Below are 19,690 nucleotides of genomic sequence, written 5' to 3' on the forward strand. Positions count from 1 at the left end.
GTAATGCTACTAACAAATGTGATTGAATACAGGCATGTAAACTAATACAATCAAAATACAAAACAGAACAAAAAAGAGGAACGTTGTGCACACTGTGCCAACGTTCCTCTTCTTATTCTAAATAATGCGGATTATGTAATGTATGGGGGCACAGTGCCCCCCCAAAATATAAGGGGAGAGCATATTATATACTAGGGTACGAAAAAGGGCCCCGAAGGACCCTTTCAGTATAGTATTATTCGTTTTCGTGACCTTTATGCCACCAAGTGATACCTTTTTGTGTTGGTAAAACAGTGCGGTCGAAGATTGGATCTTCAATACCTTTAGATTTTTGACTCATGTAATCTTTGAGTGCAATGGTTACTAATTTGCCTAAACGCAAGATAGAAGTAATATTGCAAAGCACCAAGAATGCCATGAACAAGTCAGCTAAGTTCCATACAAGGTTCAATTCAGCAATACAGCCAACATAGACCATGATGATAACAAGAGCACGGAATAGGTTGATAGCGAATTTGTTATTTTTCGTCATGTGCGCAATATTCACTTCGCCGTAGAAATAGTTGCCGATAATGGAACTATAAGCAAACATGAATACAAATAATGCGATAACTGCAGGCGCCCAAGAGCCTAATTGGTGGCCAATACTGTGTTGAACAAGGGCGATACCTGTTAGATCTGAGTGCACATATTCGCCAGATACAAGAACGATGAAGGCAGATGCAGTACATACAAACATGGTATCTACGAATACCCCAAGGGACATGATTAAACCTTGTTTTACAGGGTGATTGACATCAGCAGAAGCGGACGCATTTGGAACGGAACCTTCGCCGGCTTCGTTCGAGAACAAACCACGTTTGATGCCTTGCATTACAGCAGCACCGATGAAACCGCCTGTGGCAGAATCAATCGTGAAAGCCTGTGTAAAGATAGCAGAAATCACATCTGGTAATACAGAAATATTAGCAATGACAATATACAAAGCAATTAAGAAGTACAAACCAGCCATGAAAGGTACTAAAAATTCAGCTGTTTGAGCGATACGTTTGGCACCACCGAAGATAACGAGTGCAGATAGAGCGGCTACAATAAGACCTGTTGTAGAGGCGTCGATATTCCAAGGTTGTACTGCAATAGCGATGGTGTTTGCTTGTACAGAGTTGTAGATTAAGCCGTATGTAACGCTGATTAAGATAGCGAATAAAACGGATAAGAACGGACTGTTCAAGCCATGACGAATGTAATAGGATGGACCGCCACGGAAGGAGCCATCAGGTAAGCGCTCTTTGTAGATTTGGCCTAATGTGTTTTCGATGAAACTAGTAGCTGCACCAAGTAGAGCGATAAACCACATCCAGAACACAGCACCAGGACCACCTAAGGCGATGGCGATAGCGATACCAGCGATGTTACCAACACCCACGTGAGAGGCAACGCTGATACAGAAGGCTTGGAATGGAGAAATGTGATGATCACCTTTACTTTTCTCTCCCGCGCCAGATTTTAGAATACGAAACATTTCTGGTAGTTGTCGTAATTGCACGAATCGTGTGGTTGCTGTAAACCAGACACCGGCAATGATGAGGAGAGCGATGATGATGTTATTCCAGAGGAATCCGTTTACATCGCCCAAGAGTTGAATGATTTGTTCTTGCATAAGGACATCCTTTCTTTTATATGGACATAGCATATTTTCTATAGTATATCATAGGAAGATAGGGAAATGATAGAAAGTTATAACAATCCTAGAAAAATTGTAAAAAAACATCTATCCATGAGGGGTAAAAGGTGTTACAATGAATCGATAAATAAATGAAGATGCGTCACTACATCTGAACCCATTCCGTACGGACTAGTGGCGCTAGCGGTTTTTGAAGACACGGATACTTGAAATGCTCAAGTGATGTATGGAAAGGGGCTTGATACATGAAAACCACCGCTAAAAAAATGTCTGTATTCCAACTGACATCCATCGTGGCAGCCAATATGTTGGGTGCTGGAATTATTATGCTACCGTCTCAATTAGCACAGGTAGGCACCATTTCTATCCTATCATGGATTATTACGGTACTAGGGTCCTTGACCTTAGCCTATATTTTCGCCCAATGCGGTTTATTTACAAAGAAATCTGGCGGCCTAGGGGGGTATGTAGAATATGCCTTCGGTAGGACGGGCCATTTTATGGCGAACTACTCTTATGCAGTATCCTTGGTCATTGCCAATGTAGCCATCGCCATATCTATCGTAGGCTATGGGGCCGTGTTATTTGATGTAGACCTCTCACCATTAGAAGTAAGTTTAGCAACCATCGTGTTGCTCATGGTGGCAGCTCTGGTCAATGTGCGTGGCAATAAGAGCACAGGGCGCATTAGTAACATTACCATTTGGGGAACGATGTTGCCAGTCTTGTTTATTGGCGTGTTTGGTTGGTTTTGGTTCGATCCAGAGATGTTTGTGTCTGTTTGGAATCCACAAGAACTGCCCGTATTTGATGCGGTCAGTCAGTCCATTTCCCTCACATTGTGGGGCTTCTTAGGCTTTGAATCGGCGGCAGCCAATGCAGATGCCGTAGAAAACCCTAAGAAGAATGTACCTATAGCGACATTTTTTGGCACTTTGGCAGTAGCCGTGGTTTATATTGTATCCACGAATATTATGGCGGGTATCATTCCTAACATCGAGTTAGTGAACTCCACCGCTCCATTTGGTTTAGTGTTTGCTTACATGTTTAATGGTACAGTAGGCAAAATCGTGATGGCGCTCATGGCAGTATCCTGTTTCGGGGCTATCATGGGATGGCAATTCACCTTGAGCCGTGTGTTTAAAAGTTGTGCAGAAGCAGGATTCTTTCCCAAGGTATTTGCTCGTGTGAATCGTGTAGATTCTCCAGTGCGCGGTATTATCATTCTCTTGGCATTGCAAGGTATCTTAGCGTTGATGACTACCGATGAAAGTTTGAATGAACAATTTGCGCAGCTCGTTAACTTAGCAGTAGTGACAAATGTATTCCCTTACATTCTTTGCTGCGTGGCAGTGAATAAGATGTTATCTATTGAGGGCGCTACTATGGGATTGCGCCGCCTCATCTATGCGATGAGCGCCGTAGCTATCACCTATGATAGCTATGCGATCTATGCCTGTGGCGAAGTTCCTATCCAAGGTGGCTTGGCGGTAATCATCTTTGGCTATGCGGCGTACCAAGCCGCATTCCATTGGAGACCACGCCTTGTGAAAGCTGTGGGTAAACATCCGGCATATAAAAAAATAAAATCAGAGTATACATTATGAAAATATGAACATATTTTACGAAATTTCGTGAAATATTCATAAATATAGTGTATGCTACTCATATAGAAAGTAAAAATACTGTATCAGATGTAGGTTTGGTGCAGTATTTCTTTTTTCTTTCATAATGGTCTTGTGAGTAGGGCCGAAAAAAATTTGCACTTAAATCCTACTTTCACCGTCTTTATTATGAAAGGATATATAGCAAATGATATTGAGTAAGAAATCATTAGAGTATTGTAAATGTATAGTGGGCATATACATGGTAGTGTCACGTATGTAATGGGAAGATACACATACGTATTGAGTGATAGAAAGGTGAATAGAAATGAATCAAATGTATCGAGTTGTATGGAACAAAACAAAAAATATGTATGTAGTGGTGTCTGAGTTGGCAAGTACTGTCAACGGCAAAGCAATGAAAGCGGGTGTACTAGGCGCTGTTTTAGCTGTTACGGCTTTTGCAGGACCTGTACATGCTGCATTGAATGAAGCGGGTACTGGTGGAGATTCAAATGTTGCTTTTGGAGAAGCCTCCTCAGCACAAGGAGCTAATAGCGTAGCTATCGGTAATAACGCTAGTACCGAAGGGGCTAATACAGTGGCACAAGGCGTAGGGGCTCTAGCAAAAGAAGCGAATAGTGTTGCTATTGGTGCGAATGCTAGTACTACAGGTGAAAATGCAGTAGCTATTGGCACAGGTAGTAAATCTGGTAGTGCTGGTAATAGTGGGCAGTCTACCGTAGCCATTGGTGGCAGTGCGCAAGCTACAAGCAATCGTGCAATTGCTATTGGGGATAGTGCCAAATCTTCTTGGTATGGTATTGCTATTGGTGCTCGTGTAGAAGCAAATCCTACAAGTGTCGCAATTGGTGGCGGTTATAATGCAGCAGAAGCAGCTAGAACAACGATGCCACATTCTGTCGCATTGGGTACCTATGCAAAAACAACAAAGGCAGTAGATACAGCAGAAGCTACAGTGACAGCAAATGGTACATCCTTAAAATTCACTGGCTTTGCAGGTGATGGAAAAGCGAATGGAGAAGGATTTGTTGTCTCTATTGGTACTGCTGGTAAAGAAAAGCAAATCCAAAATGTAGCAGCAGGTCAAATTACGGCTACATCTACAGATGCGGTGAATGGTAGCCAATTACATGCTGTAGCAGGCACTATGAGCACTATCGCAGGTTCTGTAAAAACCATCTTAGGTGGCAATGCAGCCGTAGCAGACACAGGTGCTATTACTATGACAAATATCGGTGGTACAGGTAAAGATACTGTGGAAGAAGCTATCAAAGTAGCGAAAACAGAAGTAGTAGCTGGGAAAAATGTAACCGTAACTCCATCTACTGGTGCAAATGGCCAATCCATATATACAGTGGCAGTGAAAGACGATATTACATTGAATAGTGTTACAACAGGTACTACAAAAGTAGATGCTAATGGTGTTACTATTGGTGGTAAAAATTATGTATCTTCTAATGGATTAAATGCAAATGGACAAGCTGTTACTAATGTGGGCAATGGAAATATTGCAGCTAATTCTACAGATGCGGTGAATGGCGGACAATTACATAGTGAGCTTGAGAAAAAGGCTGATAAATCTGAGCTAAATACAGTGAAACAAGATGTGAATACTGTTAAAGAGACTGTAAACACTATCAAAAAAGATGTATCCACAACTAAAGAGACTGTTGGAAAAAATACAACTGATATTTCTAATATCAAACAAGATGTTTCTAAGGTGAAACAAGACGTGAATACAGTGAAAAATGATGTATCTACCATGAAAGACAGCATTGAAGATACAATTAACGAAAAAATAAAAGAGATTAATGCTAATACATCTAATATCAGTCAAAATATGAACGCTTTAGAAAACCGTGTAAACTCTCGTATGGATAAAGCGGTAGCTGGTTCTGCAGCATTGGCAGCATTACATCCATTGGATTTTGATGAAAATGATAAATGGAATGTAGCTGCTGGTTATGGTAATTACCGCAGTGGCAGTGCGTTGGCATTAGGTGCATTCTACCGTCCTAATGAAGACACTATGTTTAGCATTGGTGGTGCCATGGGTAATGGTCAAAATATGATCAATGTAGGTGTCAGTCTTAAACTAGGTCAACATAATGGCGTATCTAAGTCTAGAAAAGCTATGACGCAAGAGATTGATGACTTAAAAGCTCAATTGCAAGCACAAGATCAAAAAATTGCTATGTTGATGAATGCTATGACAAATATGCAACAAGGTAAATAATACATGCACTCTCGTATATGATGTTAGAGGTAGTGTATACAATGCTATCTAGATATCAAATACATTGAAACTATAATAGTATAATTAAAAAAATAGAGGAAAGTTGATGTTGTAATCAGCTTTCCTCTATTGTAGTTAGGGATGTTTTGCTATAGATTTTTATAATTAGAATGGGTGATAAGGTGTTCCTACTCGAGGTAGAATCAAGATGATAACTGTTTTACATATTGCCTAAATTCTATGTGTATATAGCACTGGTAGCAACCGTTTTAATGAGGCGGAGAACCCTTTATATTAAAGGATTTATCGGCATTTGCGAAATGAATATTTTAATACTTAATTTTAAATATCTAGTTATGCTATATTTGAAAAGCAATATACATAATAAAAGTATATGCTAGGTTTGTTGTGATCATGCATTATGCATTTCACATAATACTAATTATAGGTAAAGGACTGATACTCGTATCAGTCCTTTCCTATTAGCATAATATAAAGTTAAAATTCAAAAAGATAGAGGCTGGTATTTGTTACATCTATCATTATTTGATAGCCAACTCGGCTGTGCAGTGTGGACAACGTGTAGCATCATCAGCAATCGCTTCACGGCAATAATCACATTTACGAACTTCCACCGGTGCTTCTGCAGGTGTAAATCGTTTGATTTGGCTGATGACAGTGAAAATACAAAGAGCAATGATAAGGAACTCAAACACTGTATTCAAGAAAAGACCATAGGCTATCATAGGGATACCAGCTGCTTTTGCTTCTGCAAAAGTAGTAGGAGCAGCACCCGAAGTTAAAGGGATAAATAAATTTGAAAAGTCCACTCCACCTAATAATAAACCGATAGGAGGCATAACCACATCGTTTACCAAAGAGGTAACAATTTTACCAAAAGCCGCACCAATGATAACGCCGACTGCTAAATCTACTACATTTCCGCGCATAGCAAAGTCTTTAAAATCTTTAAAAAAGGTCATATTAATCTCCGTTTCAAAACTTACAAAATAAAAAACATAATCTATATTATAATACAAATATATCGAAAAAGATAGATATACAGTGTAAATAAAATGATTGAATACACAACGTTTTATAGATTGAAAAAAGCTGTCATACCGTTAGACTCATAGGTCTAGGGATGACAGCTTTTTATAATTAACGATGATGATCAACTTCTTGAATATTTGCATAGTTCCGATATAATTCATTAGGTAATTTCGTAGTAATAATAGACGCTTTATCAATGGTGGCAAAGGTAACAGATGAAATGCGATCAAACTTGGATGGATCTGCTAATACGAAGGCATTGTGACATTTTTGCAATGCTTTTTCTTTCACAGATGCATCAAGAGGATCTTCTGTAGTAAAGCCAGATTTAAAACTAATACCATGGGTACTAAAGAACCCCTGGGTAAAGTTGTACGATTCCAATTGATTAAGGGCTACACTACCGACGATAGAAGACGAAATGGGATTGACAGTGCCACCTAATAAGATGACTTTCAAATGGCGTGATGCCAAATGGGTAGCATGATGAATACCGTTAGTCACAAAGGTTGCATTCGTGTGCTGTAAATAATGTAATACCATTTCAGTGGTACTGCCCGCATCAATGAAGATAAAACCAGAGGGACTGATTAATTCAGAGGCCGCTAAGGCAATAGATTCTTTCGCATCACGATACATGACAGATTTAGGGAGCATATCTATATCCGTTGTGGTATGATCAATGGTGAGGCTCGCTGCACCACCATGAACCTTTTGCAAGAGACCTTTGTTGTGGAGATAGGCTAAATCTCTGCGTATTGTAGGCGCTGAAGAAGACAAGGCAGTGACCAGTTCGTGTACGGTCACCACACGATTTTGTTTCAAGCGTCGTAAAATAGCAGAATAACGTTCTTCAGGAAGCATAGTAAAATCACCTCCAATATATGATTAACCTAATACTGCTTAGGAAAACGTACCTATTATTTTTCCTATATTCATGGTAATATAAATGGCAAATAAATTATAGTAGTCTACGGTGGTTTTCATCAAAATGTATAAAAGTAAAGACTATATTTTGCGATAAATTTAATATCCGCTCTGTGCGGATAGGAATTATATACTATAAATGAGGAGATACGTATGAAAATAACAAAAATGCATGGTTTAGGGAATGATTTTATCGTCTTCTTCGATGATGGTGCAAGTCAGTTTGATGTGACAGATATGGCGCAACGCCTCTGCGATCGTCATACCGGTATTGGCGCAGATGGTCTTGTCATTGTCATGCCTTCTAAGGTAGCGGATGTGCGCATGCGCATTATTAATTCTGACGGCAGTGAAGCGGAAATGTGTGGTAATGGCATTCGATGCTTTGCGAAGTATGCCTACGACCGCAAGATTATCGATAAAGAAGTGTTTACGGTAGAAACGCTAGCAGGTATTATGACGCCAACGATTATTGCCGAAAATGGTGTGGCTAAACTGGTGAAAGTCAACATGGGGAAACCAACATTTCCTGCGAAGGATATTCCTATGGACGTAGAAACAGACAAAGTTATAGACTATACCATCGATGTAGATGGCACATCCTATGTGGTGAGTTCTGTACTGTTAGGAGTACCGCATACTGAAGTCTTTGTAGAGGATGTAACAACAGTTCCATTGACAGTGTTAGGGCCGAAGATTGAAAAGCATCCTTTGTTCCCCAAAGGGACAAATGTGAACTTTGTGCAAGTGATGGATAAAAACACTGTGAAAGTCCGCACGTGGGAACGAGGTGCAGGAGCGACCTTAGCTTGTGGTACAGGCTCTTGTTCTAGTGCTGTGATGGCTCATGAAAAAGGACTTACTGGACGTTCTGTAGATGTGGAGTTATACCTTGGTACCTTACATATCGATTATGATGAGGATGGAGCGGTGTATATGACAGGACCTGCTACAGAAGTGTTTAGCTTGGAATTAGAGGATGTAACTTGTTAGATAAATGCTAACATGTAGGAATGCCGAAGACGTATAAGCCCCTAAAATATAAATACTTAAGATATATCTGCATTTAAATGTAGGGGTAGCAATACACTGAGTTTCAAATGTAAAGAAAGTGGTAACAAAATAACTTCCAATATAAAAGAGGAACGTTGATCACATCGTATCAACGTTCCTCTTTCTTTATATACAATCATGAAAATATAAAAATAAAAAATAATAGTATGGTTTTACATCAGATAAACTTTGTTGTAGTTAGCATTGACTGCTCTCGTGCATTACCAATTAACGTATACCTATGAATTAGTTTTAAGCTGTATTTTTTTACCAAACTTTTTCACAAATGCTGTTTGTGCCGTAGCATGTAACTTGTCTACAGTTAGAATCAATCCATCTACATTTGGTGTTGGTGTGACAGCTAGGATGGTTCCTTGCGGTTCTAATTGGCGATACAAGTAAGCGGCATCGGTTTGTAAATTGTCAAAGTCACCTAAGCTATATGATCCAGTTGTAATGATGTGGTTATCTAAGAAGTATTTATCTTTAATGTAAGCCGTTTCGGCAGTAATGGCTTTCACATCACTGGAAGATGTAAAGGAAATAACTAATTTACCATCACGCCAGAACATAGCACCACGGTTGTGGAAATCGTAATTCTCGCCAAATGTTTTCTTGATCAGAGCGCGTGCCGTTTCTTCCATTTGTTGTTGCTGAATTGTGTGCTGAATGGTAGTAGCTTCTTTAGAGAAGAGTAAACGATAGGTAATTTCAGCAGCTTCAGCACGTGTTACATACTTTTCAGGGTTAAACAAACCTGTTGTGCTGTAGTTAATAAATCCCAGTAAAGCTAATTCTCGTACAGATGACTGGGCCCAAGGGGCAATGAATTTTTGATCGCTAAAGTGAATTGTATCTAATGCAGTGGGATCTTCCGTGTGGTACCCTTGGTAGTGTAAAAATTTATTGGCAACGACAGCAAACTCTTGGCGAGACATGTATTGCTCTGGCCGATAGGTAGAGTCTCCATAGCCACTGATGATATTGGCCCTTGCTACACTTTCAATAGCCAAGGAAGACCAACGGTCAGAGGTGATGTCTGAGAAGGAGCTGGCTAGCATGATGGACGGAGTGTCACCAAGCATATTGCTAAATAAGGAGGCCGCTTCTTCACGAGAGAGTGGATCATTTGGTTTGAAAGCACCGTTACGATAGCCACTCATGAGCCCTTCTTTTGTCATTTTAGTAATTGATTCATAGGCCCAAAAGTGAGTGGGTACATCGGTAAAACGATATTTCTGTACACGATCAAAGGTAGAGGTGCTATTTGGCTGTGAATAGGTGTAGGCGCTAGGCCCCAGTGTTGTCGATGAGGGGAGCAAATTGATGGCCTCAGCATGTACGAATAATGCGGGCACGATAGTAAGTAATAGTGCTGTCGATATACGTTTCATAATATGCCTCCAAAAACAGAGAAGTGAGTTGTGTTTTGTTATGTTTATCATACCATATTTGAAAGATTGACTCCATGTGAAAAGAGTGATATTTATCAATGAATTTGCTGTAGAGAAAATTGAATTATAGAGCAATAGTTATCTCTTTCATGAGTTTTGGTTATAACACTAATTTTAAGTAGGAATTAGAGATTGAAAAGACATGTGTGTTTTAATAGAAGATTTGATATGTATTAAAATACATAAAAATTATACAAGCCTTGATGCTATAAGGCTTGATAAGACTAGGGAAAACATGTGATTTTTGGTACAAATCGACTGATTGATAATGACTAGCAAAATGGTATAAAAATGGGGTCTTGCTAATATTGCAAGTCTTTTGTAATTACAGAAAAATTACTATATAATAAAATCATCAAAAAAACTATTTAGAATCTACCGTTCTAATAGTACATAGATGGAAAACGATTGTTGCATTTTGCCAATCAAGTGATAGTAGTTTACTTTAAAGTTGAGGATGTGAAAAAATGAAAATTCATTTATTCCAACAATGTTTGATTGATATGTTCTACCCTCATGTAGGCATGGCAGGCGTAAAGGTTCTTGAAAACCTTGGCTGCGAATTAACAGTTCCTAAAAAGCAAGTGTGCTGTGGTCAGATGTTTGTTAACTCTGGTTACAACGAAGCTGCTAAAGGAGCTATCAAAAATACAATTGAACAATTTGAGAATGCTGACTATGTAGTGAGCATGTCTGGCTCTTGTGCGTTCGCGATTCGCGACGAATATCATCATATTTTAAAAGATGAACCAGAATGGTTAGCACGAGCTGAAAGATTGAGCTCAAAAATTTATGAGTTCACACAATTCATCGTTGACGTGTTGGGAGTAACTGATGTGGGTGCTCGCTTTAATGATAAAGTGACATACCATAAATCTTGTCACGTAACACGTTTGATGGGAATCAAAGAACAACCTATGAAACTGTTAGCAGGCATTCAAGGTTTAGAATACTTACCATTGCATCGTGCAGAACGTTGCTGTGGATTTGGTGGTACTTTCACAGTAAAAAATCCTGAAATTTCCGCTGTTATGACACGAGAAAAAGCGTTGAATATCGCTGATTCTGGTGCTAACATTGTAGCAGGTTCTGATATGGCTTGCTTGATGAATATTGAAGGTATGTTAGATCGACTTTACAAAGAAGGCGAAATTGATCGCCATATCCGTGTAATGCACATAGCGGAATTGTTGAATAGTCGATAGGAGGAGTCACCATGAGTAATATTGTGTACGATAAACGCCCGTTTAAGACACGCGTTAATGATGTGCTTGCTAATGACTTCAAAGTAAAAGCCATTCAAACAGCACAGGATGTATTCTATGAAAAACGTAAAGCTGTAGTAGATCAAGTAGCAGAATGGGAAGATTTCCGTGATGAAGCCGCTGATTTGCGTGACCATGTATTGGCTAATTTGGATTACTATTTGAATCAATTTGCTGAAAATGCTGAAAAAGCTGGTGCTCATGTACACTTTGCAGCAGATGATAAAGAAGCAACGGCCATTTGCATGGAAGTACTTCGTGCAAAAGAAGCAAAAATGGTTGTTAAATCCAAAACCATGGTATCTGAAGAAATCGGATTGAACCACGAATTAATTGAAGCGGGTATCGAAGTAAACGAAACTGACTTGGCAGAATTTATTTTGCAAACAGCTGACTTTGATCCTCCATCCCATATCGTAGTACCTGCATTGCATTTTGAACGTAACCGTATTCGTGATACATTTGCGAAAAAATTAGGTTATGAAGGCACTGAAAATCCAGAAGAAATGACTCGTTTCGTACGTCGCTATATTCGCGATCGTTTCTTACGTGCAGACGTAGGTTTCACTGGTTGTAACTTCGGTGTAGCTGAAACTGGTACTATTACTATCGTATCTAATGAAGGTAATGGTCGTATGGCAAGCTCCATGCCTAAAACGCAAATTGCATTGATGGGTATGGAACGTTTGGTGCCTAACTTCGCATCTTTAGATGTGATGATGGAAATGTTGATTCGTTCCTCTGTAGGCGCTAAAATTTCCAACTACTTCTCCATGATTACAGGTCCTGCTCGTGAAGGGGAAGCAGACGGTCCAGAAGAATTACACATCATCATCATTGATAACCGTCGTTCTGGTATTTTAGGTGGCGATTTTGAAGAAATGTTACGTTGTATCCGTTGTGGTGCATGTATGAACATTTGCCCTGTATATCGTCACATTACAGGTCATGGTTATGGCTCTATCTATCCAGGTCCAATGGGTGCTGTATTAACTCCGCTATTGGTTGGTTATGAAGAAGCTGGCGATCTTCCTTACGCGTCCACATTGTGCGGCGAATGTTGGGAGCACTGCCCAGTTAAGATTCCATTGCATGAATTATTATTGAAACATCGTCAAGTGATTGCAGATAAATTACAAATGCGTCCAGCTATTGAACGCAGCATCTTCCATACAGTGGCAGGTGTATTTGCGAACTCCTTCTTGTTCGATATGGGTACTAAAATGGGTGCTATCGGCATGAAATTAATGAGTAACAATGGCCATATGGCAGATTGGACAAAAGTATTACCAGTAGTTGGTGGCTGGGTGAAAGCAAAAGACATGGGCTTGCTCAAAATGAGTAAATTCCGTGATGAATATGCAAAACACGTAGCACAAAAGGGAAAGGAGAAATAAAATGGATCAAGCAAAAAAACAAGCCTTTTTAGGTCGCCTATCTCGTGCGTTAGGCCGTGACTCAATTCCTACATCTGTAACACCTTTTGATTTTTCAAAAGGACCTCAAGAAACTATGTATTCTGACCTTAGTCATGAGCAAGTAGTAGAGATGTTTAAAACAGAAGCAGAACGTTTAGGTACTAAACTTATCGAAGTAGAAGAGTCTCAACTAGCTCAAGCATTAGTGGATGAAATTATTGTTCGTGGTGGCGGCAGCGTTGTGTACCCTAAATCTGCAGAAGTAGAAAACTATGGATTAGAAGCAGCTTTCAAACAATTGGGTGAAGACCAAGCAACATTCTATCAATGGGATGCTACGAAAGGTCGTGAAGCGAATATCAATGTGGCGAAGGATTCTAACATTGGTATTACATTCCCAATTTTGGGTATTGCGGAAACAGCAACAGTAATCCAACCAAGTACAGAAGAATCTGGTCGTTCCCTAGGGTTATTGCCATTGACTCATATCTCTGTATTACGTACTGAAAATATTCATCCACGTATGACACAAACGATGGCAGAATTAGCGAAGATCTATCGCAATGATCCAGCTAAGTTCCCTACCAATGTAGTTCACATCTCTGGTCCATCTAACACAGCGGATATCGAATTAGTTCGTGTCGTAGGTGTTCATGGTCCAATCAATGTAACATTCATCTTAGTTAAATAAGAGATATAGTTCATAAACAATTAGGATATAGGGTAGTTGATAGGTATATCAACTATCCTATATTTTTGGTTCTAGAAGTTTTTTGTTACGTGTTGGTGACAGCAAGTGTTTCTATACTAAATATGGAGTGTCCGTGTCATAACAGATAGTATATTTGACAAAAGACCTTTTTTTCGTATACTTAAAGATAATATATTGACAAGTTTAGTTTTATAGCTATCATAGAATGTAATTGTATGTGGATTAGCTATTATATACTGTACGTTAGTTATAGCAACATAGTTATAGGAAAGGAATAATGTATGTTATTAGCAGAAGAAAAAGTTGCTACAGCCACAGCGGCAGGCGCTGAAAAGGTAGCAGAGCATGTAGAGGAAAGTATTTCCTTTGTCAATCATGTGCAATCCTTATTACTGGAATATTTACCTAGTATTATTTTGGCCATCATCGTGTTGATTATAGGCCGCTATATCGCTCTATTTGTAAGACGTCTATCAGTACAATTGATGAGTCGCACCGGTTATGATCAAACGGTGCGCAGCTTTGCGTCTCAAATTATTTACTACACTATTTTGTCTGTAGTCGTGCTGTCAGCTTTGTCCTTAGTGGGGTTTCCGACAAATAACTTCTTGGCGGCTTTTGGTGCCTTCGGTATCGCCATTGGCTTGGCATTACAAAATAACATGTCCAACTTAGCATCGGGATTGATTATCTTGGCGTTTAAACCGTTTAAAGCTGGGGATTGGATTTCTGTGAATGGTGTGGAAGGCTCTGTGAAATCCATCCATCTTATTAATACCGCCATTGCGACGAAAGAAAATCGTATTGTCTTCATCCCGAATTCGGCCATTACGTCCAATAACTTAATGAATAGTAACTATGAAGAAACAAGATATATTACATTTGTGTTTGGTATTAACTATAATGCAGACCATCATCGTGCTATTGAGATTATCAAAGAAATTTTACTGAGCACAGGTAAGGTTCATAATATGGATACTTTAGAAATTGGTATCAAAGAGTTTGGTGATAGCTCTGTGAACATTGTGGCCTATCCTTTAATTAATGCTAGTGATTTTAGAGAAGTCTATTATGGTGTTATGTCCGATGTGAAAGATCGTTTTGATGCAGAAGGTATCGATATTCCCTATCCACAACGTGTGGTACATATGGCTAACTAATAGCCTAAGAGAATCCTATTTCGTACCCGCAAGATATAGGTGGGTAAGGAATATCCAGGGGCAATGCTATTCCATGCCTATCATGTATGGTACATATGGTAAATAATACTCTAAGACGATGGCATACTTGTTTGCGTCGATTCATACTCAATGAAGAGGAGGTAATCCTATGAATGAAAATATATATGAGTCTATGAAAGCTGCTGTAGCAGAATTGGCTACGACAGCAAAACTGCAAGAGGGTAAACTATTTGTAGTAGGATGTTCCACCAGTGAAGTGAGAGGTCGTCATATTGGCAAGGATTCCTCTCTCACTGTGGCATCGGATTTATTTACAGCGCTGTCTGAAATACAAAGTGAATATGGCTTTGATGTGGCTATTCAATGTTGTGAACATCTTAATCGGGCCTTGGTCATGGAACGTCACGCCGCAGAGGCTAGAGGCTATGAAGAAGTGAATGTAGTGCCTGTACAACATGCAGGCGGTTCCATGGCGACTACGGCCTATGCAACATGGTCAGATCCTGTATTAGTAGAGTATGTACAGGCTGATGCAGGCATCGACATTGGAGATACTTTCATTGGTATGCATCTAAAACATGTGGCAGTGCCTGTGCGATTAAGTATAAAAGAAATTGGAGCAGCTCATGTAACAGCAGTTCGTGTACGTCCTAAATTTGTAGGGGGAGAACGAGCGCAGTATAATGAAGCGTTAAAGTAAGAAATGTGAGGTAATTATGGAATTTTATACCTATGCCTATGTGGTGCAACGAGGAGAGTTTACATCCCTGCTGCAATACATTATGACATCTATTTTACTAGTAGCATTGCTAGTAGTAGGTGTAAAAGTTATGTATAATCGTTTTGATACTAAGTTCCGTGACTTGGGAATTATCATTGTACTGGGGCTTGTGTTTTTATTGGGATTGCAAGTTAATGATTACACTCGTGATATTAATAGTGCAGAAGAATCGAGCTATATGGTGCAATTCTTAAATAATTTAAGTGAACGTGCCGATGTACCTAAAGATAAGATTCGCGTTAATACATTGCGCGTGCAAGATCGGATGATTGTCAATATCGAAGAAGCTTATTTTGAGGTGAATTTCACTATGAATAAAGATGGTTATTCCTTGCGGCCTGTGGAGATGATTAATAGCAATCCTAAGGTGGTAGATGTGAAGAAGGATGGGCGATAATATGTTGACAGGATATACATTAGTATTTATTAAGCTAGCCCTTGGTATTCTAGCTCTCATTTTGCAAATGAACTTGATGGGTAAGGGAAACTTAGCGCCGAACTCGGCCTTAGACCAGGTACAAAACTATGTGCTAGGTGGTATTATTGGTGCTGTTATCTACAGTGAAAGTATTGGCATCTTACAATTCTTTCTAGTCTTGATTGCCTGGACTATTGTAGTTATGGGCTTGCGTTTTCTCAGCGCTCATGTGCGATGGATTAAAACACTGATCGATGGACGTCCTAGCATTGTTATTGACCGGGGTAAAATCCGTGTCGGTGAATGTTTGAAACGTGGTCTTCGTGGCAGTGATTTGCAGCTGAAACTTCGCAGCGCAGGGGTAACCCTTGTGAGCGATGTACGCCGTGCTGTACTCGAGCAAAATGGTCAATTAACATTAGTTATGAATGGCGATGATATCATTCGCTACCCAGTTATTGTGGATGGAGTGATAGATCCAGATATACTAGAACTGGCAGATAAAGACATGGCTTGGTTGGAAGAAGAAGTGCGAGACCAAGGATATTCCATCAGAGATATCTATGTAGGAGAATACTCCAAAGGGCATCTTATTTTGCACCCTTATGAAGGACGCAGAGGGTAACACCATTGTATTTTAGAATAGAATGGTGTATACTTGGAGTAGAAAGATATAAGAAGTTAGAGCATTCTTTCATAAACTCAAAAAAGGACGGCGGCCACCGTCCTTTTTTCTTTCTATTTTCTATCCTTGTAATACTTCAGAATTGCATATGTTAAAACATTAACAATCAATCCTTGTAGAATAGGGGTCAGAAAGGAACCAGATAATAATGAAGTTAGAGCCTCGTACATAAACTCACCTCCTTTCCGCAAAAGAGGATACCTAAAGTATAGCACATTTTGTGATAGAAAGGGGTACAAAGTCTTGAATAGGGATAAAAAAACATGTATAATGATAGGGTAATAGCATTGGAATATGACAGTTCTATGGGGCTTGTGCAAGGAGAGCCTGTGAACCATGTCAGGCCTTGATTGGAGCAGCATTAAGCGGTAACTCTCTTGTGCCACGAGGAAACCTATAGGGCTGTCAGATTCGAGTGCTATGGTAAAGCAGCTAGCTTAGCTGCTTTTTTTCATATCTTAAGGGAAAGGAGGGGCTATGAGTTATTTAGCATTATATAGACGATGGAGACCGAAACAGTTTACAGATGTTGTGGGTCAACATCATGTGTCGGATACATTACAACGAGCTATTCGTGAAGATAAAGTGGCACATGCCTATTTATTTGCTGGTCCTAGAGGTACGGGCAAAACGAGTATGGCAAAAATATTTGCGCGCGCCATTAACTGTGAACAGGGTCCTACAGATACACCTTGTGGTCAGTGTGAATCGTGCCAGCAAATGTTACAAGGACAAGCCTTGGATGTGATCGAAATTGATGCGGCTTCCAATCGTGGTATTGATGAAGTGCGTGCCTTGCGGGAACAGGTGAACTTCTTGCCTGTAGTAGGTCATAAAAAAGTATTTATCATTGATGAAGCCCACATGCTCACCAATGAAGCTTGGAATGCCTTGTTAAAAACGATCGAGGAACCGCCAAGCCATGTGATGTTCATTTTTGCCACAACAGAATCGGAGAAATTACCGGTTACGATTTTATCTCGTTGTCAGCGGTATACATTCCGCCGTATCACAGCAAAAGATATTACAGCCCACTTATTGCATGTGGCGAAGGAAAGCAATATTTCTCTTGACCCTGCAGCGGCACAAGTGATTGCAGTCCATGCCGATGGTGGGTTACGGGATGCCTTGAGTATTCTGGATCAATGTTCTGGTATGACCTCGGATATGATTACAGCACCCTTAGTAGAGTCTATGATTGGCTTAGTGAGCAAATCCTGGGTGCTAACTATGGTAGATATATTGAAGTCCGGTAATGGAGCGGCTTTATTGCAAGCTGTAGATGAAGCATTGCAAATGGGGCGTGATGCTCGCCAAATTGTGACGGCCTTAGTGGAACATTTGCGCGCCATGATTGTGGCAAAAGTATTACCTGAGGCAGAAGAGTTATTGGCTTATGATACGCATAAAGAGCGATTATTGACGCAGACCAATGCGTTATCTATGGAGGAAATTGGGCGCTATATCAATGTGCTCCAAATGGTGCAAAATAATGCAAAGCAAGTAGATAATCCTAGGGTCATTGTAGAAATGGGATTGCTTTCACTATTACAATTGGGAGGAGGCACTTACCAAACCTTAGAGGGACGTATGACGACGATGGAACAATTTGTGAATCGTCAAGAAGATGCATTGCTCCAAAAACTGAATGAGTGGGGAGAACAACGTCCAGCAATAACTATGAGCGCTTCAGTAGATACCGCAGCTAGTGTTGGCAGCGGTGTAGCTCATAATACAATGATAGATACAGTATCTAAGGCGGAGGTGCCACAGGTTCCAGAACAAGATATGTATGAAGGTATTATGGAAGAAGTACCACCACCCCTTGAGGACGATGAATTTCCTCCGTCAGTGCCACCTTCAGGGACTGTGAAGAGGACAGTACTGCCACCACCGCGTATAGCGAATGGAACGGGAACAACACGAACTAAAGGGGTAGGTATGGCTTCTACTATAAAAAGCTCCTTGCCACCACCATTACCGAAGAAAGCATCTCCATCGGTAACACCTAAAACAGCGACATTTGACAGGGCGCAAGAGCTAACTGTAGGACAGGGGATGGTCAGTCCTCATGAATATAGCACGATTTTAGCAAACGTGATAAAATGGTTGAGAGGCAAGAACTATGGATTGCTAAATACGATCTATCAGCAAGGAACCTTGGTGTACTTAGATCAAGAGCAAGCCATATTGGCATTCCCTACGCCTATTGCGGGACCTATTCTGGTGCAGCAACAACATGTAGAATGTGGAAAGAAAGCGTTCCAACAAGTGATAGGACGACCGATTGTGGTGAAAGCTATCGATAAGAAGGACCCTAAACTGCAGGTGTACTTAGAGGCAGCAAAATCCTTTGGAGGGGCATCACAGCAAAGTGGACAGTCGCAAACGGTACCGACTCCTGTGGTGAAAGGTACTAAAGAAACTGAAGGGATAGGACAACCAATTGTTGCGGCGCAAGGAACGCCCCGGGTGACAGCTGATGAGGAGATGCCAACTGTATCTGTAGAAACGTCGAAGCCTGACAGTGGGAAACCCACTTATGTAGGGACAAACACCACTTCAAAGGTAGGTGCTGGTAGTGATCCGACCAATGTAGAGGGTATTATTGATGACTTTCTCACAGTTTATGAGAATCCAGAGGAAGTATTAAATCCCTACTATCAAGAAACAGGGAATGGCATGCTTTCAGAAGAAGGTATAGACGAGATACGGAAGTTGCCGAAGTGGTCCTCAGCCGAGGCCAGTGATGAAGAAAAACAAGAAACTCTACTCTATGATGCTTTACAACACATGGAGGCTAGTGGGTATGATATTTATGTGAAAGAAGTAGACGACACGTCTAAGTAATGAAGGAGGTTCACTATGTTTGGTGGCGGTAATATGCAAGGTATGTTGAAAAAAGTTCAAAAAATGCAAAAGGACATGGAAAAAGCACAAGAAGAAATTAAAAACACCGTGGTAGAAGCATCTATCGGTGGTGGTGCCGTATCTGTAACAATGAACGGAGAACAAGAAGTGTTGTCCATTAAAATTGCTCCTGCTGCAGTGGATCCAGAAGATGTGGAAGCATTGGAAGATTTAATCCTAGCGGCTGTCAATGAAGCAAACCGTAAAGCAAAAGAAGTGGCAGAGAAAAAATTAGGTGCTGTCACAGGAAACTTGAAACTTCCTGGAATGCCAGGTATGTTCTAA

At 40.2% G+C, this 19,690-nt stretch carries 16 protein-coding genes and 1 other RNA gene; 13 read left to right on the forward strand and 4 right to left on the reverse strand.

Features of this window, described 5'->3' with window-relative positions:
- Positions 1 to 235: 235 nt before the first annotated feature.
- On the reverse strand, positions 236 to 1,660 hold the full coding sequence (locus EO116_RS05605) for a sodium:alanine symporter family protein (RefSeq protein ID WP_127161000.1): 1,425 nt from the start codon (positions 1,658 to 1,660) through the stop codon (positions 236 to 238).
- A gap of 269 nt (positions 1,661 to 1,929) precedes the next feature.
- Between EO116_RS05605 and potE the strand changes: the two genes are divergently transcribed.
- Complete coding sequence (gene potE / locus EO116_RS05610; RefSeq protein ID WP_127161001.1) at positions 1,930 to 3,291, forward strand: putrescine-ornithine antiporter; 1,362 nt, start codon at positions 1,930 to 1,932, stop codon at positions 3,289 to 3,291.
- A gap of 325 nt (positions 3,292 to 3,616) precedes the next feature.
- Complete coding sequence (locus tag EO116_RS05615; protein WP_127161002.1) at positions 3,617 to 5,548, forward strand: ESPR-type extended signal peptide-containing protein; 1,932 nt, start codon at positions 3,617 to 3,619, stop codon at positions 5,546 to 5,548.
- 542 nt (positions 5,549 to 6,090) lie between these two features.
- Here EO116_RS05615 and mscL read toward each other — a convergent pair.
- A complete protein-coding gene (mscL, locus tag EO116_RS05620; protein WP_127161003.1) occupies positions 6,091 to 6,531 on the reverse strand; it encodes a large conductance mechanosensitive channel protein MscL in 441 nt (146 codons plus the stop codon).
- Positions 6,532 to 6,709: 178 nt separating this feature from the next.
- Positions 6,710 to 7,465: a DeoR/GlpR family DNA-binding transcription regulator gene (locus EO116_RS05625; protein ID WP_127161004.1), complete on the reverse strand. Its 756-nt coding sequence runs from the start codon at positions 7,463 to 7,465 to the stop codon at positions 6,710 to 6,712.
- Positions 7,466 to 7,681: 216 nt separating this feature from the next.
- Between EO116_RS05625 and dapF the strand changes: the two genes are divergently transcribed.
- Entirely contained in the window at positions 7,682 to 8,521 is an 840-nt protein-coding gene (dapF, locus tag EO116_RS05630; protein WP_127161005.1) for a diaminopimelate epimerase, read from the forward strand.
- A gap of 299 nt (positions 8,522 to 8,820) precedes the next feature.
- Here the strand turns inward: dapF and EO116_RS05635 are convergent, their stop codons facing one another.
- Complete coding sequence (locus EO116_RS05635) at positions 8,821 to 9,975, reverse strand: S-layer homology domain-containing protein (RefSeq protein ID WP_127161006.1); 1,155 nt, start codon at positions 9,973 to 9,975, stop codon at positions 8,821 to 8,823.
- Between the two features lie 527 nt (positions 9,976 to 10,502).
- On the opposite strand from EO116_RS05635, the gene EO116_RS05640 reads away from it, so the two are divergent.
- The 10 genes from EO116_RS05640 to EO116_RS05685 all read left to right on the forward strand — a co-directional run bounded on the left by EO116_RS05640 (position 10,503) and on the right by EO116_RS05685 (position 19,690).
- The gene (locus tag EO116_RS05640) at positions 10,503 to 11,240 is read left to right on the forward strand and encodes a (Fe-S)-binding protein (protein ID WP_009353202.1); all 738 of its coding nucleotides are present in this window, start codon (positions 10,503 to 10,505) and stop codon (positions 11,238 to 11,240) included.
- Positions 11,241 to 11,251: 11 nt separating this feature from the next.
- On the forward strand, positions 11,252 to 12,697 hold the full coding sequence (locus EO116_RS05645) for a LutB/LldF family L-lactate oxidation iron-sulfur protein (protein ID WP_127161007.1): 1,446 nt from the start codon (positions 11,252 to 11,254) through the stop codon (positions 12,695 to 12,697).
- Between the two features lies 1 nt (position 12,698).
- On the forward strand, positions 12,699 to 13,409 hold the full coding sequence (locus tag EO116_RS05650) for a lactate utilization protein C (protein WP_127161008.1): 711 nt from the start codon (positions 12,699 to 12,701) through the stop codon (positions 13,407 to 13,409).
- Positions 13,410 to 13,711: 302 nt separating this feature from the next.
- The gene (locus tag EO116_RS05655) at positions 13,712 to 14,590 is read left to right on the forward strand and encodes a mechanosensitive ion channel family protein (protein ID WP_127161009.1); all 879 of its coding nucleotides are present in this window, start codon (positions 13,712 to 13,714) and stop codon (positions 14,588 to 14,590) included.
- Positions 14,591 to 14,759: 169 nt separating this feature from the next.
- On the forward strand, positions 14,760 to 15,311 hold the full coding sequence (locus tag EO116_RS05660; RefSeq protein WP_127161010.1) for a TIGR01440 family protein: 552 nt from the start codon (positions 14,760 to 14,762) through the stop codon (positions 15,309 to 15,311).
- A 16-nt stretch (positions 15,312 to 15,327) separates the two neighbouring features.
- Positions 15,328 to 15,789 (forward strand): DUF3290 family protein, encoded by a 462-nt coding sequence (locus EO116_RS05665; RefSeq protein ID WP_127161011.1) that lies wholly within the window; start codon positions 15,328 to 15,330, stop codon positions 15,787 to 15,789.
- 1 nt (position 15,790) lies between these two features.
- Entirely contained in the window at positions 15,791 to 16,435 is a 645-nt protein-coding gene (locus EO116_RS05670) for a DUF421 domain-containing protein (RefSeq protein ID WP_127161012.1), read from the forward strand.
- Positions 16,436 to 16,776: 341 nt separating this feature from the next.
- Positions 16,777 to 16,917, forward strand: an RNA gene (ffs, locus tag EO116_RS05675) — signal recognition particle sRNA large type.
- Positions 16,918 to 16,972: 55 nt separating this feature from the next.
- A complete protein-coding gene (dnaX, locus tag EO116_RS05680; protein ID WP_127161013.1) occupies positions 16,973 to 19,345 on the forward strand; it encodes a DNA polymerase III subunit gamma/tau in 2,373 nt (790 codons plus the stop codon).
- Between the two features lie 15 nt (positions 19,346 to 19,360).
- Positions 19,361 to 19,690 (forward strand): YbaB/EbfC family nucleoid-associated protein, encoded by a 330-nt coding sequence (locus EO116_RS05685; RefSeq protein WP_009353175.1) that lies wholly within the window; start codon positions 19,361 to 19,363, stop codon positions 19,688 to 19,690.

It is taken from the genome of Veillonella sp. VA137 (genome assembly GCF_003992015.1).
Lineage (GTDB): Bacteria > Bacillota > Negativicutes > Veillonellales > Veillonellaceae > F0422.